21 protein-coding genes and 1 pseudogene are annotated in these 23,661 nt (G+C 68.2%); 14 read left to right on the plus strand and 8 right to left on the minus strand.

Annotated features, from left to right (window positions below):
- Nucleotides 1-6: 6 nt before the first annotated feature.
- Nucleotides 7-1,116: an alcohol dehydrogenase catalytic domain-containing protein gene (locus QNN99_RS00525; RefSeq protein ID WP_229964479.1), complete on the minus strand. Its 1,110-nt coding sequence runs from the start codon at nucleotides 1,114-1,116 to the stop codon at nucleotides 7-9.
- A 296-nt stretch (nucleotides 1,117-1,412) separates the two neighbouring features.
- Here QNN99_RS00525 and QNN99_RS17455 point away from each other — a divergent pair.
- The 6 genes and pseudogenes from QNN99_RS17455 to QNN99_RS00550 all read left to right on the plus strand — a co-directional run.
- Nucleotides 1,413-1,478: pseudogene (locus QNN99_RS17455) on the plus strand (zinc-ribbon domain-containing protein); the annotation flags it as partial.
- Between the two features lie 96 nt (nucleotides 1,479-1,574).
- A complete protein-coding gene (locus QNN99_RS00530) occupies nucleotides 1,575-3,314 on the plus strand; it encodes a DUF7937 domain-containing protein (RefSeq protein ID WP_229964480.1) in 1,740 nt (579 codons plus the stop codon).
- Between the two features lie 158 nt (nucleotides 3,315-3,472).
- Nucleotides 3,473-4,381, plus strand: coding sequence for an SGNH/GDSL hydrolase family protein (locus QNN99_RS00535; RefSeq protein WP_229965023.1), 909 nt, complete (start codon nucleotides 3,473-3,475; stop codon nucleotides 4,379-4,381).
- A gap of 18 nt (nucleotides 4,382-4,399) precedes the next feature.
- Nucleotides 4,400-4,582: a hypothetical protein gene (locus QNN99_RS00540; RefSeq protein WP_229964481.1), complete on the plus strand. Its 183-nt coding sequence runs from the start codon at nucleotides 4,400-4,402 to the stop codon at nucleotides 4,580-4,582.
- Nucleotides 4,579-6,786: a zinc ribbon domain-containing protein gene (locus QNN99_RS00545; RefSeq protein WP_229964482.1), complete on the plus strand. Its 2,208-nt coding sequence runs from the start codon at nucleotides 4,579-4,581 to the stop codon at nucleotides 6,784-6,786. Before QNN99_RS00540 ends, QNN99_RS00545 begins: the two co-directional genes overlap by 4 nt.
- An 80-nt stretch (nucleotides 6,787-6,866) precedes the next feature.
- Entirely contained in the window at nucleotides 6,867-7,832 is a 966-nt protein-coding gene (locus QNN99_RS00550; protein ID WP_229964483.1) for a D-2-hydroxyacid dehydrogenase, read from the plus strand.
- A 1-nt stretch (nucleotide 7,833) separates the two neighbouring features.
- Here QNN99_RS00550 and QNN99_RS00555 read toward each other — a convergent pair whose 3' ends face one another.
- On the minus strand, nucleotides 7,834-8,415 hold the full coding sequence (locus QNN99_RS00555; protein ID WP_229964484.1) for a hypothetical protein: 582 nt from the start codon (nucleotides 8,413-8,415) through the stop codon (nucleotides 7,834-7,836).
- A gap of 212 nt (nucleotides 8,416-8,627) precedes the next feature.
- On the opposite strand from QNN99_RS00555, the gene QNN99_RS00560 reads away from it, so the two are divergent.
- Nucleotides 8,628-9,854: an NAD(P)/FAD-dependent oxidoreductase gene (locus QNN99_RS00560; RefSeq protein WP_331461749.1), complete on the plus strand. Its 1,227-nt coding sequence runs from the start codon at nucleotides 8,628-8,630 to the stop codon at nucleotides 9,852-9,854.
- 21 nt (nucleotides 9,855-9,875) lie between these two features.
- Here the strand turns inward: QNN99_RS00560 and QNN99_RS00565 are convergent, their stop codons facing one another.
- Nucleotides 9,876-10,754: a helix-turn-helix domain-containing protein gene (locus QNN99_RS00565; RefSeq protein ID WP_229964485.1), complete on the minus strand. Its 879-nt coding sequence runs from the start codon at nucleotides 10,752-10,754 to the stop codon at nucleotides 9,876-9,878.
- A 93-nt stretch (nucleotides 10,755-10,847) separates the two neighbouring features.
- Here QNN99_RS00565 and QNN99_RS00570 point away from each other — a divergent pair, with 93 nt between their 5' ends.
- Nucleotides 10,848-11,384: a TIGR03086 family metal-binding protein gene (locus QNN99_RS00570; protein ID WP_229964486.1), complete on the plus strand. Its 537-nt coding sequence runs from the start codon at nucleotides 10,848-10,850 to the stop codon at nucleotides 11,382-11,384.
- A gap of 71 nt (nucleotides 11,385-11,455) precedes the next feature.
- Here the strand turns inward: QNN99_RS00570 and QNN99_RS00575 are convergent, their stop codons facing one another.
- On the minus strand, nucleotides 11,456-12,652 hold the full coding sequence (locus QNN99_RS00575; RefSeq protein ID WP_229964487.1) for an ROK family protein: 1,197 nt from the start codon (nucleotides 12,650-12,652) through the stop codon (nucleotides 11,456-11,458).
- A gap of 205 nt (nucleotides 12,653-12,857) precedes the next feature.
- Between QNN99_RS00575 and xylA the strand changes: the two genes are divergently transcribed.
- The 6 genes from xylA (at nucleotide 12,858) to QNN99_RS00605 (ending at nucleotide 18,295) form a co-directional block, all read left to right on the plus strand.
- Entirely contained in the window at nucleotides 12,858-14,039 is a 1,182-nt protein-coding gene (xylA, locus tag QNN99_RS00580; RefSeq protein WP_231712013.1) for a xylose isomerase, read from the plus strand.
- Nucleotides 14,040-14,158: 119 nt separating this feature from the next.
- Nucleotides 14,159-15,562 carry an FGGY-family carbohydrate kinase gene (locus tag QNN99_RS00585; RefSeq protein ID WP_229964489.1) on the plus strand — a complete coding sequence of 468 codons (1,404 nt, stop codon included), beginning with the start codon at nucleotides 14,159-14,161 and terminating at the stop codon, nucleotides 15,560-15,562.
- Nucleotides 15,563-15,591: 29 nt separating this feature from the next.
- Nucleotides 15,592-15,948: a cupin domain-containing protein gene (locus QNN99_RS00590; protein ID WP_229964490.1), complete on the plus strand. Its 357-nt coding sequence runs from the start codon at nucleotides 15,592-15,594 to the stop codon at nucleotides 15,946-15,948.
- A gap of 160 nt (nucleotides 15,949-16,108) precedes the next feature.
- Nucleotides 16,109-16,645, plus strand: a complete 537-nt coding sequence (locus QNN99_RS00595) for an ArsR/SmtB family transcription factor (protein WP_229964491.1) — start codon at nucleotides 16,109-16,111, stop codon at nucleotides 16,643-16,645.
- Between the two features lies 1 nt (nucleotide 16,646).
- Nucleotides 16,647-17,741: a serine hydrolase domain-containing protein gene (locus QNN99_RS00600; RefSeq protein WP_229964492.1), complete on the plus strand. Its 1,095-nt coding sequence runs from the start codon at nucleotides 16,647-16,649 to the stop codon at nucleotides 17,739-17,741.
- Nucleotides 17,741-18,295, plus strand: coding sequence for a hypothetical protein (locus QNN99_RS00605; RefSeq protein ID WP_229964493.1), 555 nt, complete (start codon nucleotides 17,741-17,743; stop codon nucleotides 18,293-18,295). The genes QNN99_RS00600 and QNN99_RS00605 overlap by 1 nt, the downstream gene beginning before the upstream one ends.
- Before the next feature lie 107 nt (nucleotides 18,296-18,402).
- On the opposite strand, the gene QNN99_RS00610 is transcribed toward QNN99_RS00605, so the two are convergent.
- From QNN99_RS00610 to QNN99_RS00625, 4 genes are read right to left on the minus strand one after another with little or no spacing between them, the layout of a single operon-like run.
- Complete coding sequence (locus tag QNN99_RS00610) at nucleotides 18,403-19,419, minus strand: acetylxylan esterase (RefSeq protein ID WP_229964494.1); 1,017 nt, start codon at nucleotides 19,417-19,419, stop codon at nucleotides 18,403-18,405.
- Nucleotides 19,420-19,428: 9 nt separating this feature from the next.
- Complete coding sequence (locus QNN99_RS00615; RefSeq protein ID WP_229964495.1) at nucleotides 19,429-21,888, minus strand: beta-xylosidase/alpha-l-arabinosidase; 2,460 nt, start codon at nucleotides 21,886-21,888, stop codon at nucleotides 19,429-19,431.
- Complete coding sequence (locus QNN99_RS00620) at nucleotides 21,888-22,706, minus strand: carbohydrate ABC transporter permease (protein ID WP_229964496.1); 819 nt, start codon at nucleotides 22,704-22,706, stop codon at nucleotides 21,888-21,890. Before QNN99_RS00620 ends, QNN99_RS00615 begins: the two co-directional genes overlap by 1 nt.
- Nucleotides 22,707-23,654 carry a carbohydrate ABC transporter permease gene (locus QNN99_RS00625; RefSeq protein ID WP_229964497.1) on the minus strand — a complete coding sequence of 316 codons (948 nt, stop codon included), beginning with the start codon at nucleotides 23,652-23,654 and terminating at the stop codon, nucleotides 22,707-22,709.
- Nucleotides 23,655-23,661: the final 7 nt, after the last annotated feature.

The raw sequence follows: 23,661 nt of genomic DNA on the forward strand, positions 1-23,661 counted from the left end.
GAACTGTTATTCCTCGAAAATAATCACCTGGCGAATGGCCTTGCCATCCGCCAGCAGGTCGAGGGACTCGTTGATCTCGCTGAGTTTGATCCGTCCGGAGATGAGCTCATCGACGGGCAGCGTTCCGTCCCGCCACATCTGCGCATAGATGGGGATATCGCGGGACGGAACGGCGGATCCCAAATAGGAGCCAACAATTGTCCGGGCCTCGGCGGTCAGCCCGAGCGGCGTTATCGTTGACCGGGCGTCCGGCGAGGGCAGGCCGACGGTGACGGTGGTGCCGCCGACGCCGGTCGCCGCGACAGCCGTCTCGAAGGCTTTCGGGTGACCCGCGGCCTCAATCACCACGGGTGCCTTGATGCCCTTCTCGGCAATTTCCTGCGGGGTGTAAACCTCGTCGGCTCCCAGTTCGCGCGCCCGGACGAGCTTTTCAGGATTGGCGTCCACACCGATGACCTTGCCCTTGCCCAGCGAGATGGCGGTCAGCAGGGCGGCCATGCCGACGCCGCCGAGTCCCACCACCATGACGGCCTGTCCGTCTTCGGGGCGGCCGGCGTTGATCACCGCACCACCGCCGGTCAGCACGGCGCAGCCGAGGACGGCGGCGATTTCCGGCGGCACGTCGGAACCGATCGGCACCACTGACTGCCGGTTCAGCACCGCGTGGCTGGCAAAGCCGGAAACCCCGAGATGGTGGAAGACATCCGAACCGCCGCGATGCAGGCGAAAGTGCTCGCCGAGCAGATGACCGGCGTTGTTCGCGGCGCTGCCGGGGGTGCAGGGCAGCTTGCCGTTTGTCCGACAGTTCCCGCATTCCCCGCAGCGGGGCAGGAACACGGTGGTGACCTGCTGTCCAATGTCCAGGTCAGTGACGTTGGCGCCGACTTTTTCGACGACGCCGCTGGCCTCGTGTCCGAGGAGCATGGGCGTAGGCCGGGTCCGGTTGCCGTCCACCGTCGAGAGATCGGAGTGGCACAGGCCGGCCGCGCGGATCCGAATCAGGACTTCATCCGGCCCCGGATCGTCCAGATCAAGTTCGACGACGCGCAGCGGCTGCGAGTCGGTGTAGGGGCGGGGGAGTCCGGTTTCTTCGAGAACCGCTCCGATAATCTTCATTGATTACTCCTTGTGGTGGGGAATTCGGCAAGCACGCCCTGATTCTTGCCGATCGAACGGTCAAAGACGAGACGTTCCTCCGCGTGGTTTTGGGCGTGCGTCTCGCAAACTGAACTGATCCGGTTGAGACCCGCCGTGTTAGGCTCCATCGACTAACAGTCTTGCTTTACCGGGGAACCGCATTTGCGGTTTGCCGGGCTTTCCGGGGGAAATCTTTTGAATTTCTGCATGCCCTGTGGTGCAACGCCCGGTGCCGCCGAGACCCCGGCGATTAACCATCACACGAGGGAAGTGCAATGAAATTCTGCGTTCAATGCGGCCAACAACTGGCTGCGGAAGCTCGCTTCTGCGGCAGTTGCGGTACTGCGGCACCCGAACAGACGACGGCGGCCTACTCCCGAGGCGTTCCGGCCTCCGGGAACCACGCCCCCGAAGCCCAGCGGCAGCATGAGTTTGCGATGTCCGGTGCCTCCGCGCCGGCCAACGTATCCGCGCCGGCCGCCTCTGCGCCGGCCAGGACCCGCAGCGCTTTTGCCGGCATTCCGGTGAGCGACTATGTGCGCGACGGCGTGGCCGCCCTGGCCCTGATCATGTCCCTGTTCATGGTGTGGACCTACGGCACCGGAGGAGACTGGGTTCCCTCCAAGGCCGCCACTCGGGTGGACGTCATCCTGATTACGCTGATCAGCCTGCTGTCCCTGGGGCTGACCTATGTGTGGCGCGCGGGGGTCTTCGGACCCAAGGTGGGCTACCGCAAAATCCAGGACCTGAAGCTGCTGGCCAACCTGCCGTATGCCCTGCTGGTACTGGTTTATGTTGTCCTGCATCTGGTCACCGCGGGCCGCTACGAGGCGGGCAGTGTTGCCACGCTGGGCCCGGCGGTGGCGTTCGGTCTTGGCGGCGCACTCTTGGCAGCTCAGCCGCGGCGCGGAGAAATTGCGCCCGGCAATGTGGACGAGCCACGGAACCGTCGCTGGATTTACATCACCCTGGGTATTGCCGGACTGGCCGCTGTGGTGGCCCTGGTGCAGATCATCCGCTACTGGGTGGCCTTCAGCGACACCAATGCTGCAGCCTTCGCCGGCTGGGGAACGCTCACCACTCTGATGGCGCTGGCCAGCCCGGCCCTGCTGGTGTTCATCGCCGTACAGGTTCACAAGCGGTCCGACCGCTGGCGCACCGTCGGCGTTGCCCTGGCCATCGGTGCCGGTTTCCTCTCGCTGCTGGCACTGTTTGAGGACCTGACCCTGCTGACCTTGGCCTTGAACGCCCTCAGCCCCGGCTTCTCCCTGCTCTTCTGGATGGCATTTGGCGCCGCCGTTTCCGCGCCGTCGATCGCCCGGCTGACCGGGGACTCCGCGGTTGCACCGACGGATCCCCGCACTGCCCTGCAGCCGTTCCTGACGGTGGCCGCCGGATTGAGCGCTGTCCTCGCCCTGGGCGCGGTCATCAGCGTGATCACGCACGTGGCGGCTGATTATTCCGACGGCTTGGTGCCGCAGGTAATTGCCCTGTTCTTCGGCCTGCTTCTGACCGCGGGAGCCATTGCGGCTAAGCGCCTTACGGCCAAGGACGCACGCCTCGCCTACATTGTCCCCAGCGGCTACGCAGGACTGCTGTTTGTGCTGGGCCTGGTGCTCGTGATCGTCTGGGCGGTGCAGGAGCAGGGCTACTTTGGCCCGATCATCATGCTCCTGACCTTCGTGGTGCCGGCTGCCATCCTGGCTACTCTCTGGTTGCCGGCCGCCTCGCGGGCGCACTTCCGGTCCCTGCCGTCGTCGAACGGCTCCGGTGCCTCCGGCTTCGCCTTTGCCGGTACTCCCGCCACTCCCGGTGCTGCCGGCGCTGTCCAGCCGGTCCAGCCGGCGACGGCGACGGCGAAGGCCGAATCGGCCGAACCCGGAATTGCCGAGCAGGCAGCGGCCCGACACGAAACGGCAGCAGAAACGGCCGCAACGGATGCGGCATCGAACTCAGCTCCGGCAGCTGCCCGGGCGGCCGCCGTCGTTCAGCAGCCTGTGCTTGCCGAAGCAGCCAACCCGGCAACTCCGTTGGCGCGGCTGCAGGAAATCGTTGCCAACCATCCCGAGGCCCGAGCGGTGGTGGCGGCCAATCCGTCGACTTACCCGGCGCTGCTGACGTGGCTCGGGCAGCTGGGCGATCCCGCCGTTGATCAGGCGATTCGCCAGCGCAGCTAATGAGGCGGTTGGCGGCCGGCGTGCTGTCGCTGGCGGTGGCGGGGATATTCTTGGCGGGCTGCTCGCCTGCTCCTGCCTCCGACGACAGCACGCCGTCCGCTGCCTCCCCGGCGCCGTCGCGCTCCAGCGTGAGTGCGAGGGATCCGGACTTGCCCGCCATGCCGCCGACCCCGGCGCCGTCCGCCGTCGTGGACGATGCTGGCGAACGCCTGGGAGCGCTCGTCGGGGACGCCGGCAGGCCCGCGGAAGTGGCCCTGCTCGGCGACTCCTTTGCCGCCGGTGAAGGCGCAGGCTCCTATCAGTCGGTGCGCGGTGTGGCGGACAGCCTCTGCCACCGCAGCGCCGATGCCCTGCTGGCCGACGCGGCCGGGACTCCGCCATCGCCCTCGGGGACCGCAATCCTCCACAACCTTGCCTGCTCCCGGGCGCGGATGTCTTCCGTGACCGCGGCGCAGGCTGTGGAGGGGCACGGACCGGAGGGCGTGCCCGCGCAGCTGGAGCAGCTGGCCGGAATCCGGGCGGACCTGGTGCTGCTGTCGATCGGTGGAAATGACCTGGGCTTCGCCGGCCTGCTGCAGGCCTGCGTGGTGGACACCGAGCCCTGCGGCCAGGATCCGGCCCTGCGGGAGACCACCCGGCAGCAGTTGCTCCAGCTGCAGGCTCCGCTCACTGACGTGTACCGCACATTGGGCGCAGCAACGCCGGCTCCGGTGCTGGTCCTGCCGTATCCGCGGCTTTTCGACGCCGGGGCAGAGGACTGCGGAAGGCTTACGTCCACTGAACTGGCATTCGGCCTGGAGATCACCGACGCATTGAACAGCACCATCGAGCGCTCGGTGCAGGCGGCGAACCTGCCGAACGTGCGGTATGTGAATGCCCTGGAGGACTCGTTCGCCGGGCGGGGAGCCTGCAGCCCGGATCCGCTGGTGAATACTGCCCGGTTCGGTCCGCTTCTGAACGCCGCGACCTCGGTGCCGGCGTCCCAGGAGGTGCTGCATCCAACGCAGGAGGGGTACCGGGTTTTGACCCGTGACCTGCTTCGGTGGCTGGAGGAAAACCCGATGTAAACGGTGAAGGAACACCCGATGAAAAAAGAGGCAGGGGCCAGCGGGGCTGGGGGAATTGCGCCGCCTGAGTTGCCGCGCAGCACTGCCTTTCTTTGCGCTAGGCCCGAATGGGCGATGTTAGAATTCCACAACAATCGAGTTGTCATTTCCGGCATTCTCACGGAGAATGCCGGATCTGACTATGGGGGAACAAAAGAATGACTTACTGCATGTCCTGCGGCACCAAACTAGAACCGGAATGGCAATTCTGTGCCAACTGCCGCCATCCCGTCAGCGAAAGCGGGGATCAGCAGGGCACAACGGACACTGCCACGGCTGCGGGCGCTGCAGGCGCCCCAGCCTCGCCGGCTGCCGCTGACCCGACCGGCAGGGCGACGACGCCGGCTGCCGCTAATGCGACCGGCCCCGCGGCCAGTCCCGCGGCCGGCCCGGAGACCGCCCCGGTTCCCCCCAACGGTGCAACGCCGATTACCGAAACCGGCGGCCGCGGGCCGCAGGATCCGTCAGGCCCCGGTGGATCCGGTGGATCAGGCGGCGACGGGACCGGCGGTCCCGACGGCCCCGCAACACCCCGCAAGAAAACCAACCGCAAGGCCATCATCATCTCGACCATCGCCGTCGTACTGGTGGTGGTGGGCGTGGGAGCCTTCCTCTTCATCCAGAACATGCTGCGCGGCGGCGCGGGCTCACCCGAGAAGGTCGCCGAGAACCTGATCGAATCCATCGAGACCAAGGACGCCATCGGCCTGGTCACCATGGTGGCGCCGGCGGAGCGAGATACCCTGCAGCGGCTGCAGGAAGGCGTCATGGAGAAGGTCGAGGAGTTCGGCATCCTCGAAGCCGCCGACAAGGTTGGAGAAGACACCGGGGAAACCGACACCGAGGTCAACTTCGACGGCATCACCGTGACGTTTGAAAACGTCGAACCGGAAATCGAAGAGGTCGATGACCAGCTGGCCGTGCTGAAGTTCACCTCCGGCACGGTCCGTGTCCAGGTCGATCCCGAGCAGACCACGGGAGCCATCCGGTCCGGATTGGAGGCGGCGGACGAAATGGAACCGATCGATGAGACCACCGATCTCGCCGACGTCGGATCAGAAGACAAACCGCTGCTGATGGCCGCCGTGAAGGACAACGGGCGCTGGTATCTCAGCCCGCTCTACACCGGCCTGGAAATGGTCACGCAGTACACCGACACCGCCCGCGGCACCCTGCCCGAGGGCACCGACGGCAGCGGTTCGCCGGCGGAAGCCGCGCAGTCCCTGATCGGGGCCGTGCCGGGCATCCTGCAGAGCGGTAAGTTCACTGACCTGGGCAACTACCTCAGCAGCTATGAGGGCAACGCCGTTCATTACTACGGCGGCGCGCTGAACGAACAGATGGAAGGCGGCATCAACGTCGACATCGAGATGACCGCCAATTCCTTCCAGGACGCGGAGGAGGACGGCGACCGGGGCCTCGCCACCGTGGAAAACCTGGAGGTGGACGTGGAAGGCGACACCATGCGCCTGACCTCGGACTGCATTGAGCTCGGGGGGTCGGACGAAGTCTGCCGCGGCAAGTCCGGCTACGTCATGCACGGCGAAGCCGACGGCGAATCCGTCATGCGTGCGCTCCCGCCGCTGAGCCTGTCCAGCATCAAGGAGGACGGCAAGTGGAAGGTCAGCCTGATGGACACCAGCACCGACTGGGTCCTGCAGTGGCTGGATACCATCACCCGCGAGCAGGCTCTGGCGATGCTGGATCTGGCCCGCAGCGAAGATGCCGCGGGAACCATGGTGCTCGGCGAGGAAGCGGACGTGAAGTTCAACTCGGCCGGCTATGCGGTCATGAGCCTGGAAGTGGACGAAGCGACCCAGCTGGACAGCACTGACGAGTACAGCAGTTTCACCGTCTATTCCGCGGACGGCAAGGAAGAGATCACCAGTTCCGGGGACTACCAGCCGGAGGAAACCCCTGCCGGCGAGTACAAGGTTGTCGTTTTCGCCGGTGACGAATGGGCCGACGAGTTCGCCGGCCAGGGCAACGACGTGGAGTATTCCAGCACAATGACGTTCGACGGCGTCGTTGAGCCGCCGACGATCAACGGTCTTCCCGGCGAAGACTACGGCTACCTCAGCGTTGACGGCTACCCCGGCTCCTCCGAGGAGTTAAGCCTTGAGGTTCCCAAGGGCAACAACGTTGACCTCGTCATCACTGCCATGGGCAGCTACGCGGAATGGGACAAGCCCGGCACCCTCGTGCTGACGCTGGACGGCAAGGACTACACGGTGCCGGTGGGCAACGACGAGGAAGAACTCGTCATCCCCTACCCCGACGGCGCTGAGGAGCTGGTGCTGAAGCTCGAACTGAAGAAGGGCGGAGGCAGCGGCAGCGAAGTCGATTACAAAATCAGCTTCAAGTAACCCGGCTGAATAGACAGCACACCGAAAACCGGCCGGCGCCCCTGGCGCCGGCCGGTTTTTTCTGCCCGTAGGCTGAGGGCATGAATCCTCAGCCCGTGATTGCCGTCCTTGCCGGAAACCGTCCCCTCGTGGGACTGGAGGAGCTTCAGCGGCAGGCGGAGGTCCGGGTGACCGACAACGCCGGGCTGCCCGAGGCCCTGGCCGGCGCGGACATCCTCTACCTCTGGGACTACTTCGCCGACGGCGTCCGGCAGGCCTGGCCGGCCGCGGACTCCCTGCGCTGGATCCATGCTCCCGCCGCCGGCGTGGACAAGCTGCTGTTCCCCGAGCTGGTGGCCTCCGACGTCGTGCTCACCAACGCCCGCGGCGTCTTTGACCGGCCCATGGCCGAGCACGTGCTGGCAGCTATGTTCCATTTCGCCAAGGACTTCGGCCGCGCCTCCGCCCAGCAGCAGCGGCGCCAATGGCGCCAGTACGCAACCACCGACCTGGCCGGATGCTCCGTGCTGGTGGCGGGGACCGGCAGCATCGGCCGCTGCACGGCGCGGCTGCTGGCCGCCGTCGGACTGCGCGTGGACGGGATGGGCCGCACCGCCCGCAGCGGAGACGCGGACTTCGGCACCATTCACGCCAGCACTGATTTTGCCGCCGTGGCCGGCGCCTACGACTACATCGTGCTCGCGGCACCGCTCACCCCGGAGACCCGGGGCATGCTCGGCCGGGACGTCCTCGCCGCCCTGAAACCGACGGCGGTGCTCATCAACGTGGGCCGCGGCGCCCTGGCGGACGAGGCGGCGCTGGAGGATGCCCTGCGCAGCGGGAGCCTGGCCGGAGCGGCGTTGGACGTGTTTGAGACCGAGCCGCTGCCGCCGAGCAGCGGGCTTTGGGAACTGGACAACGTGCTGGTTACCCCGCACCTGTCCGGGGATTCCCGGAAGCAGCTGCCGGAGCTGGCACGGCAGTTCGCCGAGAACCTGGCGGCCTGGAAGGCCGGGCGGCCGCTCGCGAACGTGGTGGACAAGCAGCTGGGCTTCGTTCCCGCGTGAGTCAGTCGCCGTCGATGTCTTCGTCGGCGTAGAGATCGTGGCTGTTGCCGTAGCTGGGGTCGAGGGGGGATCGGAGCATCTGGTGGTCCTCGGGATGCTCGATGCAGGGCGTCGCGGCGAGCATGACGATCGTGTCCGGAACCAGCTCGCCCCGCTCATAGCGGACCGTCACACCGAGGGCGTTCTTCTCGAAGTGCAGCTCCCGTGCCATGCCGTTTACTTCCTCGGGGAGGGAACGCTCTGAGGTTACGGCCCAGCCGTCAGCCTCGAACGGAATCCGGAGCGCGTCCAATGCGTTGTTCGCCGTTTGCGGGTTGTCCGGAAAGCCGCTGAGTTGGCCGAACCATCTGGTCTTGGTGTGCTCTTCGTCGCTTTTGGATGCAAGGCAGGAGTCCTCCCGCAGGATGTCCAGGTCGAGGTCCAGGAACGGTGCCGCTTTCTCCTGCAGGGCCGGGAGCAGGTCCTCGAAGGAGCCCTGCGCGGCGTTGAATTCCTCCGGGGACAGCGCCTGGCTGTCCGACCCCGCGCAGCCTGCCAGCATGGCTGCTGCCAGCACCGCGCCGGCAACCATCCGAAACTTCATTCTTCATCCCCCCGGCAGTGACCGACCTCCGTCGAGTATGGCATGCGGTACTGCATGCACCCGTTGGGCAGGGCTGCCCCTGGGCTGGGCCATGCCGGCTACCCGTTGACCCGGACCCTGCCCCGGCCCAGACTGGGGAACCCGGCTGCCCAGGCGCAGGAATGCTGCGCAGGGTTCCGCCGGCCAAAGTCAACGTGCGAAGGAAGTGCGGCGTGAAGGCTGTCCGTGTGCACCGCCAGGGTGAGGAACCGCAGATCGACGAGGTACCGGCACGTGAAATCGCGGGTCCTGGCGGATCCGGCCGGCACGTGGCAGTGCTGGGCGCCGGAATCCTGGGGGTCTCCGCTGCGGTGCAGCTGCTGCGCGGCGGCGCCCGGGTCACTTTGGTGACGGAGGGGCATCCGGCCAGCGGGGCATCGGGGCGGTCGCTGTCCTGGCTGAACTCCGGCGGCGACTATCCGCCGGACTACCATCAGCTGCGGCTGGCCGGTATCGACCGCTACCGCACCCTGCTGGCCCGGAATCCCGACATCGACTGGCTCCGCTTCGACGGCGGCGTGTCCTGGGAGGAGGGCCCGGCGCTTGCCTCGCGGTACGAGGCCCAGCAGGCCAAGGCGTACGACGCGCGGCTGGTTTCCGGCGCGGAGATCGCCGGCATGGTTCCGGGCCTGGACCGCGCGGCACTGCCGTCCACGGTGCTGTTCAACCCGGGGGAGGGGTGGGTGGACCTTCCGCATTTGATCCGGCAGCTGCTGCGCGAATTCGCGCTCCGCGGCGGAACCCTGGTGACCGCTGCCGGGCCCACCGCTGTAGCGGCCGAGGGAGGGACCGCCGTCGGGCTCCGGACCGGGACGGGGACCCTGTACCCGGCCGACGCCGTCCTGGTCGCCGCCGGTGCCGGCACTCCGGCGATCCTGCGGCCGCTCGGCCTTGACCTGCTGGACGGCTCGGAGCCGGCGCTGCTGGTGGTGACCGAGCCCAAGGCGCACGGACTGCGGGCGGTGCTGAACACGCCGCGGGTTTCCCTCCGGCCCCATCCCGGGTCCCGGCTGGCGCTGGACGCCGCCTGGTGCCTGGATCAGATCACGCAGCACGACGACGGCGGCTGGGCCGTGGACCCGCAGGTGGCCCAGGAGCTCGCGGACGAAGCCTCCGCGCTGCTGGCCGGACATCCCCGGCTGGTGCCGCAGAGCTGGCGGATCGGGCTGAAGCCGGTGCCGGGCGACGGGCTGCCCGCCCTGGGGCCGGTTCCCGGTGTGCCCGGCTGCTTCGTGGCGTTCACGCATTCCGGAGCGACGCTGGGGCTGATCGCCGGGGAACTGCTGGCCGGGGAAATCCTCACCGGGCGTCCGCATCCGGTGCTGGCGCCGTTCCGGCCCGAGCGGCTGCTTCGTCCCGCATCCGCGGTGTCGGCAGGGCCCGGCCTGGCCGGAGGATGACCGCTGCGGCACGGTGACGGACTACGGGCCGGTGCTGCTGCTGCGCGGTCGTGCCAGTGCCGCAAACTCACGGGGCGTCCACCCCGTGGCCCGGCGGAAATCGCGGGAGAAATGGGCCTGGTCCGCGTAGCCGAGCCGCGAAGCGAGGTCGCCGAGCGACCCGTCGGAGAGGCGCAGCACAGCGCAGGCTTCCTGCAGCCGGCGCTGCCGGATGAGCCAGAGCGGGCTGACACCCAGGAACCGTGCGCACAGCCGCTGCAGCGTCCGCTCACGCAGCCCGAAAACTTCGCAGAGGGACCGCACGGAGGTGATTGCGGCGTCGTGCTCCACGCGTGCGACCAGCCGGTCGATCAAGAGTGCGGCCCCGGCCGGCCGAGGAAGTGCCGCGAAGCGTTCCTCGATGAGCCGGCGTGCCGCGGCGTGTGCTGACGGCAGGGCCGGATCGGGGCTCATCCGGTCCCGGATGAGGGGCACCAGATCCGCCAGCAGGGGGATGGCCTCCAGTTCGGTATGCCGGTTCGTCAGGCCGGCAATTTCTTCCGCCAGTACCGCGCGGCCGGTGCTCGGAGTGAGCATGACGCCGAATGCCCACCCGGTGCCTGCCAGTGGCACCCGGGCCGCCGTCGTAGTCGGGCCCACCAGCCGCGCGTATCCGGCGGTGATGCTGAGCAGACACACCGGATAGGTGAGGATCCGCTGTTCGCGGACTTCACCGCGGGGTACGTGCCACACGGGAATCCAGAACGCGCGGAGCCACCGGCCCGACGGCGGCGCGGGAGCGTAGCGGTGGATTGTGAAGGATTTGTCGCTCGGGCTGCTGAGGTGGCCCCTGCCGATTTCGCTCATTGCGTCGTTGTCGAACACCTGCCTGCTTCCGTCCGTGCTGTCGGATTTGTTCAAGACACCGCCGTCCGGGCCGGCTTACCGTGAACGCAGACCGCAGGATCCAGCAGAACCGGTACCGATCCGAAACCCACTATCCAAGGAGCGATCATGACAACATCTCTGGACCTCTGGCGCAAGAACGCCGAGCCGTTTGGCTCACTCGTTTCCCGTGCCACGAACTGGGACGCTCCGACGCCCTGCGAGGGGTGGACCGCACGAGACCTCGTGGAGCACGTGGTCTCCACCGAACGGGATTTCCTGAAGCAGCACGGGCTGGCCGGTCCGGTGGTGGACACTGCCAATCCGGAGAGGCAGTGGCTGGAGCATGAACGCTTTGTCGCCGAGCTGCTGGCAGATCCGGCAGTCGCGGGCCGGGAGTTCGCCGGCTATTTCGGTCCCAGCACCATTGGAGAGACATTGCCGGGTTTTTACGGGGGTGACCTGATCGTGCACCGCTGGGATCTGGCCATCTCCCAGGGGGCCGACGCGGAACTCTCGGAGGAGGACTTGGACGCGGTGGACGCTGCGATGGACGGGTTCGGGGAGCAGGCCTACGGGCCCGGTTTGTTTGGGCCTCCCGTGCCGGTGCCCGACGACGCCGGTCACCAGCGCCGGGTGCTCGCCCGGACGGGACGCAGGTCCTGAAGGGGCAGCGGGTTACGGGAGCGAATGCTGCGGTGGGGCGGCCGGTGGCGAAAGCCGGCGGCCACCGCCGCTCAGCGGATGGCTGTCTGCGGCAACGCCCCCACCGACGCCGGATCGGCCAGCAGTCCGGCGAAGGCCAGCTCCGCGGCTCCGACCAGCAGCAGGTCGGAGCCCAGCGCGGCCCGGGAGATGGGAACCTCGCTGCCCAGCCCGCCGATGGCGCCGTCGGCGACGGCGGCTTCAAGCCGGCCGGGGGCGAAGGAGTGGAGCACGCCCAGGAATCCGCCCAGCACGATGATGCCCGGATTGAAGATGTTCACGAAATTGGTCAGGGCCACGGCCAGCAGATCCAGCTGCCGGTGGGTTTCGGCAATCAGCGCGGGGGAGGAGTCCTGCGCCATGGCGGCCTCCAGTTGGTCCTGGTCGGCGTGATCGAGCTGCAGCACCGCCAGCAGCCGGCCGAGGCTGACCTCGGTCTCCAGGCAGCCGCGCCGGCCGCAGTGGCACGCGGCGCCGCCGGGGTTCACCACGGTGTGGCCCAGCTCGCCGGCGTAACCGGCGGCGCCGCGCAGCGGAACACCGCCCACCACGGCGCCGCCGCCCACCCCGCTCGCGCTGCCGTTGAGGTAGACGACGTCGGACGCTCCCACCGCGGCGCCGAACAGGCTCTCCGCCAGGGATCCCAGGTTGGCGTCATTCGCGGCGCGGGCGGGCAGGCCCAGCCCGGCGGACAGCGCGGCGGCCAGCGGTTCCTGGGACCAGGCCAGGTGCGGGGCCAGCAGCACCGAGCCGTCGTGGTTGTTGACCAGCCCGGGAACAGCGGCCCCCACGCCGGCGAGCCGGGTCATGCCGGCCAGCTCGGATGACATGCCTTGAACCACTGCCCTGCTGATATTGACGGTATCGGCCACGGTGGGAGGGCTTCCGGCGTCGTACCGGACCCGGCGGTGAACCTTGCCGCCCAAACCCACCAGGCCCACGGTGACGGCATCGACGTCGGGATGCACGGCGATGGCCGCAACGTTCTCGTTCGCATGCACCAGGGGACTGGGCCGACCGACCCGTTTGAGCGGCTGCGGGTCCGTTTCATAGGCCAGCCCGAGCTCGCCCAGTTCGGCGGCGAGGGCTCCCACGGTGGAACGGTTGAAGCCGCACAGGCGGGTCAGATCCGCGCGTGAAAGCGGTCCCCGGCGGTGGAGCAGGGTCAGGATCCGGGAAAGGTTCTGCGCGCGGATGCTGTCGGTGCCCGGGGAGGTGCCAGCACTCATGTAACTGCCGTTTCTGCCGAAGTGGACGGTTTTCCAGCGTAACCCGGTCCCGGGAGGATGGCGGAATTTTGTTGTAAGGGATCCAATATCCGCCGACAGGCTCGCAATTCACCGCGGGAAGTTGCCGAAAACCGTTGACAGGCATCCGTTCCCGCCATATGTTGTGGATTACAACTAATGCCGGATTTTGGAGTGAACTGTGACAATGACGCCATCGCCATCCGACCGTTTTACCTTTGGCCTCTGGACCGTGGGCTGGACCGGAAATGATCCGTTCGGTGTTCCGACCCGCTCCGCGCTCGACCCGGTCGAAGGCCTGCACCGGCTCGCCGAGCTGGGCGCCTACGGGGTGACCTTCCACGACAACGACCTCATTCCGTTTGACGCCAGCTCTGCCGAACGCGGCCGAATCCTGAAGAACTTCACCACGGCGCTGGCGGAAACCGGCCTGAAGGTACCCATGGTCACTACCAACCTGTTCAGCCATCCGGTCTTCAAGGACGGCGGTTTCACCTCCAATGACCGCTCCGTCCGCCGCTTCGCCCTGCGCAAGGTCCTCGCCAACCTGGACCTGGCCGCGGAGATGGGTGCCGAAACATTTGTCATGTGGGGCGGCCGCGAAGGCGCCGAGTACGACGGATCCAAGGACTTCGCCGCGGCGTTTGACCGCATGAAGGAGGGCGTCGACACCGCTGCCGGCTACATCAAGGAAAAGGGCTACAACCTGCGCATCGCGCTGGAGCCCAAGCCGAACGAGCCCCGCGGGGACATCTTCCTGCCCACCATCGGGCATGCCCTGGCCTTCATCGGTCAGCTGGAGCACGGCGACATTGTGGGCCTGAACCCCGAGACGGGCCACGAACAGATGGCCGGGCTGAACTTCACGCACGGCATCGCCCAGGCACTGTGGTCCGGCAAGCTCTTCCACATCGACCTCAACGGCCAGAAGTCCATCAAGTATGACCAGGACCTGGTCTTCGGCCACGGCGACCTGACCAGCGCCTTCTTCACCGTGGACCTGCTGGAGAACGGCTTCCCCAACGGCGGCCCCACGTATGACGGCCCGCGGCACTTTGACTACAAGCCCTCCCGCACCGAGGGCTACGACGGCGTCTGGGCTTCGGCGGCCGCCAACATGTCCATGTACCTGCTGCTCAAGGAACGTGCCCGGGCCTTCCGCGCCGATCCCGAGGTCCAGGAAGCCCTGGCCGTATCAGGCGTCTTTGAACTGGGCCAGTCCACTCTGGACGCCGGGGAAAGCACCGCCGATTTCCTCGCCGACGCCGGGTCCTTCGAGAATTACGACGCCGACAAGGCCGGCGAGCGCGACTTCGGCTTCGTCCGGCTGAACCAGCTGGCGCTGGAACACCTGATGGGCGCCCGCTAAAGCGCACCGTCTTCTCCTGCCGCCGGGTCCGTCTCCACTGGGCCCGGCGGTTCCGGCATTATGGGCACGCTTCCCCTCTGCCGATCCGAGAATCAGAAAACCCAACGAAAGGTACTTCCATGGCCCTGGTCGCCGGAGTGGACAGCTCCACCCAGTCCTGCAAGGTGGTGATCCGGGATGCCGGCACCGGCGCACTGATCCGCTCCGGCACTGCACGGCACGAGTCCGGCACCGAAATCGATCCGGACATCTGGTGGTCGGCCCTGCAGTTGGCGCTGGCCGCGGCCGGCGGCCTGGATGATGTGGCAGCCGTGGCGGTTTCCGGGCAGCAGCACGGGATGGTCTGCCTGGACGAGGACGGCGCGGTGGTCCGCCCGGCCCTGCTCTGGAACGACACGCGCTCCGCGGCGGCCGCGGACAAGCTCGTCTCCGACGCCGGGCCCGACGGCGCCCGGTACTGGGCGGCGGAAACCGGCACCGTTCCGGTGGCCTCCATTACCGCGGCAAAACTGCGATGGCTGGCCGAGAACGAGCCGGAGAACGCCGCCCTCACCGCCGCCGTCTGCCTGCCGCACGACTGGCTGAGCTGGCGCCTCGCCGGACACGGCCCGGGCAGCGGCCTCGCCGGACTCGACGCGCTGCGCACCGACCGCTCCGATGCCTCCGGCACCGGCTACTGGTCCCCGCGCACCGGCGAATACCTGCCGGCCGTCCTGGAACAGACGCTGGGCCACGTGCCGCTGTTGCCCCGGGTCCTGGGCCCCCTCGACGCGGATCAGCGCACGGCCGGCGGCGCCGTGATCGCACCGGGCACCGGTGACAATGCCGGCGCCGCACTCGGCGTGGGCGCCGGGGTGGGCGACGTCGTCGTTTCCGTGGGGACCTCCGGCACGGTTTTCGCGGTCACTGCCGATCCCACCGCCGACGCCACCGGCTTGGTGGCCGGGTTTGCGGACGCCAGCGGCCACTTCCTGCCGCTGACTGCCACGCTGAACGCCTCCCGCATCCTGGATGCGACGGCGGCCCTGCTGTCCGTGGACCTTCCCGCGCTGACCCGCCTGGCGCTCGAGGCTGTGGAAGGTGCCGGCGGGCTGAGCCTGGTGCCGTACTTCGAGGGCGAGCGCACGCCCAACCTTCCCGACGCCACGGGATCCCTGCACGGGATAACCCTGGCGAACTACACGCCGGCCAACCTGGCCCGCGCCGCCGTCGAAGGCATCGCCTGCTCGCTGGCGGACGGGCTGGCTGCACTGGCCGACCTGGGGATCGAGGCCCGCCGCATCATCCTGGTGGGCGGCGGTGCCCGGTCCGAGGCGCTGCAGCACGCGGTGTCGGCCGTGTTCGGCATGCCGGTTACCGTGCCGGAACCGGGGGAGTACGTGGCCGACGGCGCCGCGCGGCAGGCAGCCGCGGTCCTCACCGGGGAATGGCCGCAGTGGACCGCTGCCGCCGCCTCCGTGGTGCAGGCCCCGCCGGCTCCGCAAATCTTGGAGCGCTACCGCCGGGTTGCCGGTCTGGTCTAGGAGGGCAGAAGGGGGCTAGCGTTCCGGCCATGACCTCAGACCCAGTGGAGAGCAACCCGGACCACTATCGGGTGATATTCGAGAATGAGCGGGTGCGTGTGTTGGAGTACCGGGATGCTCCCGGGCAGCGCACGTCCGCCCATCATCATCCGGACAGCGTGATGATCACGGCCAGCGCGTTCCGCCGGCGGCTCGAGTCCGAGGGCAGGCAGTTGGATGTGGAGCTGCCGGCGTTAGCCGTCCGCTGGCTGCCAGCCCAGGAGCACTCCGGCGAGAATACCGGTGGGACGGACACCCACGCGTTCTTCGTCGAACTCAAGGAACCGTCCCCCGGGGCTGCCGCGCCGGGACGGCCGGCGCTGGGGCCCGACGCCCCTGAAGCCTAGGAGCCCCCCACCTCCACTCACACCCACCCACCCCCACCCCTCTCACCGAAATGGCAGAAAGTGCTCTTCTCAGCCCTGAGACGAGCACTTTCTGCCATTTCGGTGAAGAGCGTGTTACGAAACCCTTGTAATTTGTTTGGAATTACGTAATTCTCTAGACATGGTTTCGGAACATGAGGGTCGGCAGCGGGCGCTGGAAGCCCGGCTGCAGGCCGTGGAGGCGCGGGTCGCGGCCCTGGAACGGCGGGCGCAGGTCCGGGAACCGCCGTCGGACGCGGGCGAAGAATCCGACATTTTCTGGGCGCTGAACGGCGTGCGGGAGCGCTACCCCGATCCGGGAGCCGTCCTCTTCGCCGGCACCGCCGGCACGGCAGCGGGCGCGCGCTACGAGTACCAGTACGGACTGGAAACCGCGCACCTGCTCGACGTCGACTGGACCCGGTTCGCCGATTCCCTGGCCTCGCTGGGCCATCCCGTCCGGTTGGCGATCCTGCGTGCGGTGCTCGACGGAACCGAGACCGTCTCGGGACTCGTGGAAGAGCTGGGCTCCGGCACTTCCGGGCAGATCTATCACCACGTCCACCAACTGACCGCCGCCGGTTGGCTCGCGCCGCACGCGCGGTCCCGCTATCGCATTCCGCCGGCCCGGGTAATTCCGCTGCTGGCCATTCTGACTGCTGTCACAGGAGGTAACTGACATGCCCAGATCCAAACAGCGACGCACGATCGTGGGGATCCTCGCGGCCTCAGCGGTGCTGGCCTGCGGGCTGATCGCCGCGCCCTGGGCGCCGCGGTTGTCGACCGAGGTCTCCGGGGACGCCGCCCTGGCCGCGGCAGTGCGGCCGCTGCTGAAGAATTCCGCGGACAAGGTCAGCGTGGCCTACCTCGACGGCGGCTCCGTCCGGTTTGTCGGGTTCGGCGCCGATGACCGGACCGAATTCGAGATTGGCTCGGTGTCGAAGACGTTCACCGCTGCCCTGCTGGCGGACGCCGTCGAGCGCGGCGAGGTGACGCTGGAGACCACCGTCGCCGACATCCTCGGGGAGGACCTGATCGATCCCGACGCCGAGATCGGCACGGTCACACTCGCCGAGCTGGCCAGCCACCGCTCCGGGCTGCCCCGCGTCGGAACGGATCCCGCCTCGATCTTCTCCCTCTTTGCCGGATCTCTCCTGCACCGGGATCCCTATGCCGCCTCACCCGCCGAGGTCCTGGAGCGGGCACAGGCTGAATCGGTGGGCGGCCGGGGCAGCGTGAGCTATTCCAACCTGGGATATGCCTTTCTCGGGCAACTGCTGGCGACGGCCGCGGGGACGGACTATGCCGACCTGGTGCAGCAGCGAATCGTGGAGCCGTTGGGACTGCACGACACCTACACTCCGGTCACCGCCGACAACCTGCGCCCCGGTGCTCCGACGGGCAGGGGAGCCGGCGGGCTGGGGCAGGGGGCCTGGACCGGAAACGGCACCGCTCCGGCCGGCGGAATCCGCTCCACCGCCGCGGACATGACCACCTATGTGCAGGGGCTGCTGGCCTCCACGGCTCCGGGCAGCGCGGCGCTGGACCCGGTCTGGGACACCGGCGACGACGGCGAACAGGTGGGCCTGGCATGGTTCACCCAGGTCTCGGAGGCCTCGCCGGCCCGGTCCGCGACGTGGCACAACGGTCAAACCGGCGGGTACGCCGCGATGGTGGCGATGGACCGCGACGCCGGCCGGGCAGTGATCATTCTGTCCAATGTGGCAGCCGGTCAGGAAGAAGCCGCACTGACGCTGCTGAAGGAGGGCATCTGATGGCTCTCACCCTCGTGGCGTGGATGGTCTCCGGCTTCTTGGCCTTCTCCTGCCTTTCCCTGGCCTATTCCGCCTGGAAGCAGGAGGCTTGGCTGTCCGGACGCAGCCGGATGTCCCTGCTGGTCGGATTGTTGGAAGCCGCAACCATCGCGGGCATTGTCCGCCTTGTGACGCAGTGGAGCACGGGGACGGTGGTGGTATGGGTGGTGGCCGTGGCAGCACTGGCGGCAGCCGTTGCCGGACTGATCATTCGCTGGCATGACCTGCCTGTGCGGTCCCGGTCCGCGGAGATCGCCGCTCCGAAGGCATACCCGGAAAGTACCGGGGTGCCAGTGCAGGAGGATGCAGGGGCGCCAGAGCCGAACCCGGAGGCATACCCGGAAAGTGCCGGGGTGCCAACGGAGTCCGGCCGAACCGCGACGGCGACTGTTCTCCGGTCCAAGTCGCGGAAGGCGTCGCGGAAGAAACCGAAGAAGGAACCGGGCAGGGCAACAGTGGCCGGACACGCCTGCCTTCTTGCCGCCGTCGTCGGCTTGTCCTTTGTCATCGGCTAGCTGGCCGCCCCTCCCTCGCCACCCCGCCCCTCGCCGAGATGGCAGAAAGTGCACGTCTCAGGGCTGAGAAGAGCACTTACTGCCATCTCGCGGGGAAGGGGGAGGAGTTAGCCCGCGACTGCGTCGGCCGCCGCGGTCTCGGACGGCGAAGTACGGACCGCGGCGGTCATCTCGCGCAGGAAGCGGACGGCGGCGAGGTCGTCCTCGGCACCGCCGCCCTCGTGCCCGTTGAACGGCCACGCCGTGATCTGCTTCGGCCCGGAATAGGCGTTGTACGCGGCATACACGGTGGACGGGGGAGTGACGGGATCCATGAGCCCGGCCGTGAACAGAGCCGGTATGTTGGCCTGCGCGGCAAAGTTCACGCCGTCGAAGTAGCGCAGGGTCTGCTGTGCCCGCTCGGCCTCGGTGCGGTGGACGGACAGGAAGTCGCGGATCTCCCGGTACGGATAGGCATCGGTGATCTGCAGGGCGCGCGGAAAATCGGCCAGGAACGGCACGCGCGCGACGACGGCGCGCAGGCCCGGACAGAGCGCGGCGGTGGCCAGCGCAACGGCGCCGCCCTGGCTCATGCCGGTGACCGCCACCCGGCCCGGATCCACCGCCGACAGCTCGCGCGCCGCCTGCACGGCCCGCACGGCGTCGGTGAACAGCCGGCGGTAATAGTAGGTCTGCGGATCCAGGATGCCCCGGGTCATCACGCCGGGAACCTGCGGTCCTGCGCTGCCGGCGCCGTCCGCCGTCGCTCCCTTGCTCCAGGACGCGCCCTGCCCGCGGGTGTCCATGTGCAGGTGCGCGAAACCGGACCCCGCCAGGAGCAGGTTCTCGTGCGGCTCGCCGCGCCCGCCGCCGTACCCGACGTATTCCACCACGCACGGCAGCGGCTCGGCGGCGCCGTGCGGCACGCGCAGCCAGGCGTGCACCGGCTCCCCGTTCCAGCCGGCGAAGACGACGTCGTACACGTCCACCGCTTCCAGCACGGTGGGTTCGGCGGTGACGGTCAGGTTCAGGGGATGGGACTGCGCCTCGGCGAGGGTCTCGGTCCAGAACGAGCTGAAGTCGGCCGGACAGGTCTGGGAGCTGGTGTAGGCCGCGAGCTGGTCGGCGGGCATGTCGGAATACATGCAGAAATCCTAGCCGTTGAGGCTGGCCTCACAGACTTCGATGCCGCAGTGCAGCCGCCGGCTGGAATCCACCGTCCGCTGAGCACCGGTCAGCTCCACCTCCTGTCGGAGCCGAATATCAGCGCTCGATGCCCCGAATTGCAGCTCCAGCACACCGGCTTCCACGATCCGGGCGCCGCCGCGTCCGGTGAAGGCGGCGAGGTCCGCCGGCACCGTGAAGCCAACCCGGGCAGCGGCTCCGGCCGCCAGCGGCACCCGGACGTAACCGATCAGCCGCTGCACCGGCCGGACCACCGAGGCCACCGGATCGTGCAGGTACAGCTGGACGATCTCCGCGCCGTCGCACCCGCCGGTATTGGTGACCGTGAGGCTGACTCGGGTTTCCCCATCCACCGGGAACTGCTGCGGCCCGTCCAGGACCAGGTCGCTGAACTCAAAGCTGGTGTAGCTCAGGCCGTGCCCAAAGGCGAAGGCGGGGGTGGGGTCGATGTTGGAGACCTCGCTCGCCTGTCCCAGCGGCGCGGTCAGATAGGTTGCCGGCTGCGCGCCTGGGGAGGCCGGATCGCTGACCGGCAGCCGGCCGCTGGGGTTGGTCCGCCCGCTGAGCACGCCGGCCAGCGCAGGCCCGCCCTCTTCGCCCGGGAAAAACGCCTGCACGACGGCGGCGGCGCGGCCGGGCGCGCTGCCCAGGGCATACGGACGGCCGGTCAGCAGGGCCAGGACCACCGGGGTGCCGGCCTCCAACAGCTGATCCAGCAGCTGCTGCTGCACGCCCGGAAGCACCAGGGACTCCACGTCGCAGCCCTCGCCGCTGGTGCCGCGGCCGAAGAGTCCGGCGCGGTCGCCCAGGACGGCAATGACGACGTCGGCTTCCGCGGCTGCGCCCAGCGCCGCACCGAAACCGTCGGTGTCCGAGCCGTCAATGCTGCAGCCGGGCACCACGGTCACGATGCTGCCGGGGAATTCCCGCCGCACGGACTCGGCCACCGTGGGCAGGGCGATGCCGGTGTCGATGTCCGGATGCTGGCTGCCCACATGCGCGGGGAAGGAATAGCAGCCCAGGAAAGCCATCGGGTTGTCAGCGTTGGGCCCGATCAGCGCGATCCGCTGCGGAGCCTGCAGCGGCAGGATGCCGTTGTTCGCAGTCAGGATGATGGCTTGTTCAGCCACCTCCGCCGCCAGCCGGCGGTTGGCGTCCGGATCCAGGAAGACGGTGCCGCGCAGCGCGTCGGCGGTGCCGGGGCCAGTGCCGGGAACGCTGCCCGCGCCGTCGGCCGCAACGCTGCCTGCGCCGTCGGCCGCACTGCTGCCCGCGTCGTCGGCCGCCTCCAGTGAACCCGCCAGTGCCCCCGGAACCGGAGTCCAGTCCGCGTCCAGCAGCCCGAGCTCGATTTTCTGAACCAGCACGCGGCGCAGCGCACGGTCGATGACGGCGGAATCCAGCCGCCCGGACTCCACCTCCTCGATGAGGTGGTCGCCGAACGCGTTGACGGTGGGAAGTTCCACGTCCACGCCGGCGGTGAGGGCAGCGGAGGCGGCCTCGCCCAGGGTCCCGGCGACGCGGTGCAGATCCTTGAGGAAGGCGATCCCGAAGTAGTCAGCCACCACGGTGCCGGTAAAGCCCCAGGTGTCGCGCAGCAGCTTGGTCAGCAGGTCGGCGTCCGCGGCGGACGGGATGCCGTCGGCGTCGGTGTAGGCATGCATGACGGAGCGGACCCCGGAGTCCCGCACCGCCATCTCGAAGGGAGCGAGCACGACGTCGGCGAACTCCCGCGGACCAATGGACACCGGCGCGAGGTTCCGGCCGGCGCGGGAGGCGGAATAGCCGGCAAAGTGCTTCAGGGTGGCCACGATGCCCGCGCCCTCCAGGCCCTGGATGTAGGCGGTGGCAATGGTGCCGATCAGGTACGGATCCTCGCCGATGGTTTCCTCCACCCGGCCCCACCGCGCGTCGCGCACCACGTCAAGAACCGGGGCCAGGCCCTGGTGAATGCCCACCGAACGCATGTCGGTGCCGATCGCGGCGGCCATCCGCCGGATCAGCTCGGGGTTGAAGGTGGCGCCCCAGGACAGCGGCACGGGATAGGCGGTGGCGCCCCAGGCGGCAAACCCCGCCAAGCATTCCTCATGAGCCACGGCCGGGATGCCGAACCGGTTTGCTGCAACGATGCGCTGCTGCGTGCGCATCAGCGACAGGGCGCCGACGGCGGCATCCACCGGTTTGGTGCCGAAGGGCCGGGTCAGCTGGCCCAGCCCGTGCGGCAGCAGCGCCTCCAGGTCCACGGCGGTGTTCTGGTCATGCTGGTGCGGGGCCACTTCGCCGCCCTCGCTGGAGACGCCCACCCAGACCCCGAACAACTGGGCGGCTTTTTCCCGCAGGGTCATTTCCCCGATCAGGGCTTCAACGCGCTCGGCGGCGGACAGGGAGGAATCGCGCCAGCGGGCGCGTTCAATAGTTGCATCGGTCATTATTTTCCTCCGACCCCCATGAGGCCTTGGACAAGTGCGCGGCGCGCAAAGAGGTACACGAGCAGGACGGGAATCATGGAGACGGTCACGGCGGCCAGGATCCCCGGTACGTTCACGCCGTACTGGGTTTGGAAATTGAACAGCCCGAGGGTGACCACCCGGGAGGATTCGGACTGGGTCAGGATCAGCGGCAGCAGGAATCCGTTCCAGCCCTGCAGGGCGGAGAACACCGCAATGGTGGAGAGTCCGCCCTTGGACAGGGGCAGCACCAGCCGCAGGAAGGTCCGGGTGGGGCTGGCGCCGTCCACGGACATCGCCTCGTAGAGTTCCGGGGTGATGTCGCGCATGGTGCCGGTCAGGATGAGGGTGCAGATGGGCAGGGCAAACGCCGCAGTGGGCAGGATGATGCCCAGCAGGGTGTCATACAGTCCCGCGGTGTTGATCAGATAGAACATCGGCACGATCACGGCCTGGACCGGGATGGCCAGCCCGAGCAGGAAAAAGCGGAACACCAGCGTGGTGGCGCGGCCCTGGCTGCGCACAATGGCGTAGGCCAGCGGCGGCACCACCAGCAGCACAATCGCAACCACGCCGCCGGTGACGATGAAGGTATTCAGGAAATAGCCGCCGAAGCCGCTCCGGAACACCTCCAGATAGTTCTCGAAGGTCAGGTTCGTGGGCAGCGAGAGCGGGCCGTTGGCACTGAAATCCGCGCGGCTCTGCACACTGGCGGCGATCATCACGTACAGCGGCAGCGCCACGATCACCAGCCAGAGCGCGGCGGCGGCACCGGCAATGTAGTTGGGGCGGGTACGCATTCAGAGTCCTTCCATGGTGCTGCGCATTTTGTCGTAGCCGGAGACCTTGACCATGATCAGGGAGATGGCGGTGGCCACCACCACCAGGACCAGGGCCACGGCGGCGCCGACGCCGAAGTCGAAGCGGCGGAAGGCCTGTTCGTACATGTAAAAGGCCGTGATGGTGGTTTCCGTGCCGGGTCCGCCGTTGGTCAGGATGAGCACCGTTTCGAAGGTGGTCAGCCCGCCCACCACCATCAGGATCACCGAGGTGATGATGCTGTTGCGCATCTGCGGCAGGGTGATGCTGAAAAAGGCACGGATCCGGCCGGCGCCGTCCACTTCGGCGGCCTGGTACAGCACCGGCGGCACGGATTTGGCCGCACCCTGGTAGATCAGGGTGTGGAACGGGGTGAACTGCCACATGCCCACAAAGATGATCACTCCGATGGCGCTCGCCTGGTGGCCGAACAGGTTTCCGTCACCGAACAGCCAGCGCAGCTGGGCGGGGATGCCGAAGTTCGGATCCAGCAGCGACCGCCAGAGGACGGAAATCGCGGCCGAAGACAGCAGCAGCGGCACAAAGTAGATGGCGCTGAGCACGGCCCGGTTGCGCTGTTTCCCCGCGGCCCAGACCCCCAGCAGGATGCTGACGGGGGTCTGGGTCAGGACGCCGAGCACAATGAACAGCAGGCTCAGCCACAGGCTTTGGAGCATCACCGAATCGCCGGCCAGCTCCTGCCAGTTCTCCAAACCCACGAACTTGGGTTCGCCGAGGCCGCGCCAGGAGCTGAAGGACAGCAGGACGACGGCGATCAGCGGCACCACGGCGAACAGTGCGAAGAAGAGCGTGGCGGGCAGGGTCCAGAGGAAGCCCGGACGGGTCTTGCGGTCCCGTCCACCCCGGGCCGGACGGGTCGATGCTGAGTCCTTCGGCGGAGCGGACCGGGGTGGATTGAGAGTAGTCATGAGAAGG

Origin of the sequence: Arthrobacter sp. zg.Y820 (assembly GCF_030125555.1) — a bacterium.
Classification (GTDB): Bacteria; Actinomycetota; Actinomycetes; order Actinomycetales; family Micrococcaceae; genus Arthrobacter_B.

What these genes read in the sequence shown, in the direction of transcription:
- QNN99_RS00525 (WP_229964479.1), bottom strand. Translation starts at nt 1,116, where the DNA reads ATGAAGATTATCGGAGCGGTTCTCGAAGAAACCGGACTCCCCCGCCCC.
- QNN99_RS00530 (WP_229964480.1), top strand. Translation starts at nt 1,575, where the DNA reads ATGTCCGGTGCCTCCGCGCCGGCCAACGTATCCGCGCCGGCCGCCTCT.
- QNN99_RS00535 (WP_229965023.1), top strand. Translation starts at nt 3,473, where the DNA reads ATGCCGCCGACCCCGGCGCCGTCCGCCGTCGTGGACGATGCTGGCGAA.
- QNN99_RS00540 (WP_229964481.1), top strand. Translation starts at nt 4,400, where the DNA reads ATGAAAAAAGAGGCAGGGGCCAGCGGGGCTGGGGGAATTGCGCCGCCT.
- QNN99_RS00545 (WP_229964482.1), top strand. Translation starts at nt 4,579, where the DNA reads ATGACTTACTGCATGTCCTGCGGCACCAAACTAGAACCGGAATGGCAA.
- QNN99_RS00550 (WP_229964483.1), top strand. Translation starts at nt 6,867, where the DNA reads ATGAATCCTCAGCCCGTGATTGCCGTCCTTGCCGGAAACCGTCCCCTC.
- QNN99_RS00555 (WP_229964484.1), bottom strand. Translation starts at nt 8,415, where the DNA reads ATGAAGTTTCGGATGGTTGCCGGCGCGGTGCTGGCAGCAGCCATGCTG.
- QNN99_RS00570 (WP_229964486.1), top strand. Translation starts at nt 10,848, where the DNA reads ATGACAACATCTCTGGACCTCTGGCGCAAGAACGCCGAGCCGTTTGGC.
- QNN99_RS00575 (WP_229964487.1), bottom strand. Translation starts at nt 12,652, where the DNA reads ATGAGTGCTGGCACCTCCCCGGGCACCGACAGCATCCGCGCGCAGAAC.
- xylA (WP_231712013.1), top strand. Translation starts at nt 12,858, where the DNA reads ATGACGCCATCGCCATCCGACCGTTTTACCTTTGGCCTCTGGACCGTG.
- QNN99_RS00585 (WP_229964489.1), top strand. Translation starts at nt 14,159, where the DNA reads ATGGCCCTGGTCGCCGGAGTGGACAGCTCCACCCAGTCCTGCAAGGTG.
- QNN99_RS00590 (WP_229964490.1), top strand. Translation starts at nt 15,592, where the DNA reads ATGACCTCAGACCCAGTGGAGAGCAACCCGGACCACTATCGGGTGATA.
- QNN99_RS00595 (WP_229964491.1), top strand. Translation starts at nt 16,109, where the DNA reads ATGGTTTCGGAACATGAGGGTCGGCAGCGGGCGCTGGAAGCCCGGCTG.
- QNN99_RS00600 (WP_229964492.1), top strand. Translation starts at nt 16,647, where the DNA reads ATGCCCAGATCCAAACAGCGACGCACGATCGTGGGGATCCTCGCGGCC.
- QNN99_RS00605 (WP_229964493.1), top strand. Translation starts at nt 17,741, where the DNA reads ATGGCTCTCACCCTCGTGGCGTGGATGGTCTCCGGCTTCTTGGCCTTC.
- QNN99_RS00610 (WP_229964494.1), bottom strand. Translation starts at nt 19,419, where the DNA reads ATGTATTCCGACATGCCCGCCGACCAGCTCGCGGCCTACACCAGCTCC.
- QNN99_RS00615 (WP_229964495.1), bottom strand. Translation starts at nt 21,888, where the DNA reads ATGACCGATGCAACTATTGAACGCGCCCGCTGGCGCGATTCCTCCCTG.
- QNN99_RS00620 (WP_229964496.1), bottom strand. Translation starts at nt 22,706, where the DNA reads ATGCGTACCCGCCCCAACTACATTGCCGGTGCCGCCGCCGCGCTCTGG.
- QNN99_RS00625 (WP_229964497.1), bottom strand. Translation starts at nt 23,654, where the DNA reads ATGACTACTCTCAATCCACCCCGGTCCGCTCCGCCGAAGGACTCAGCA.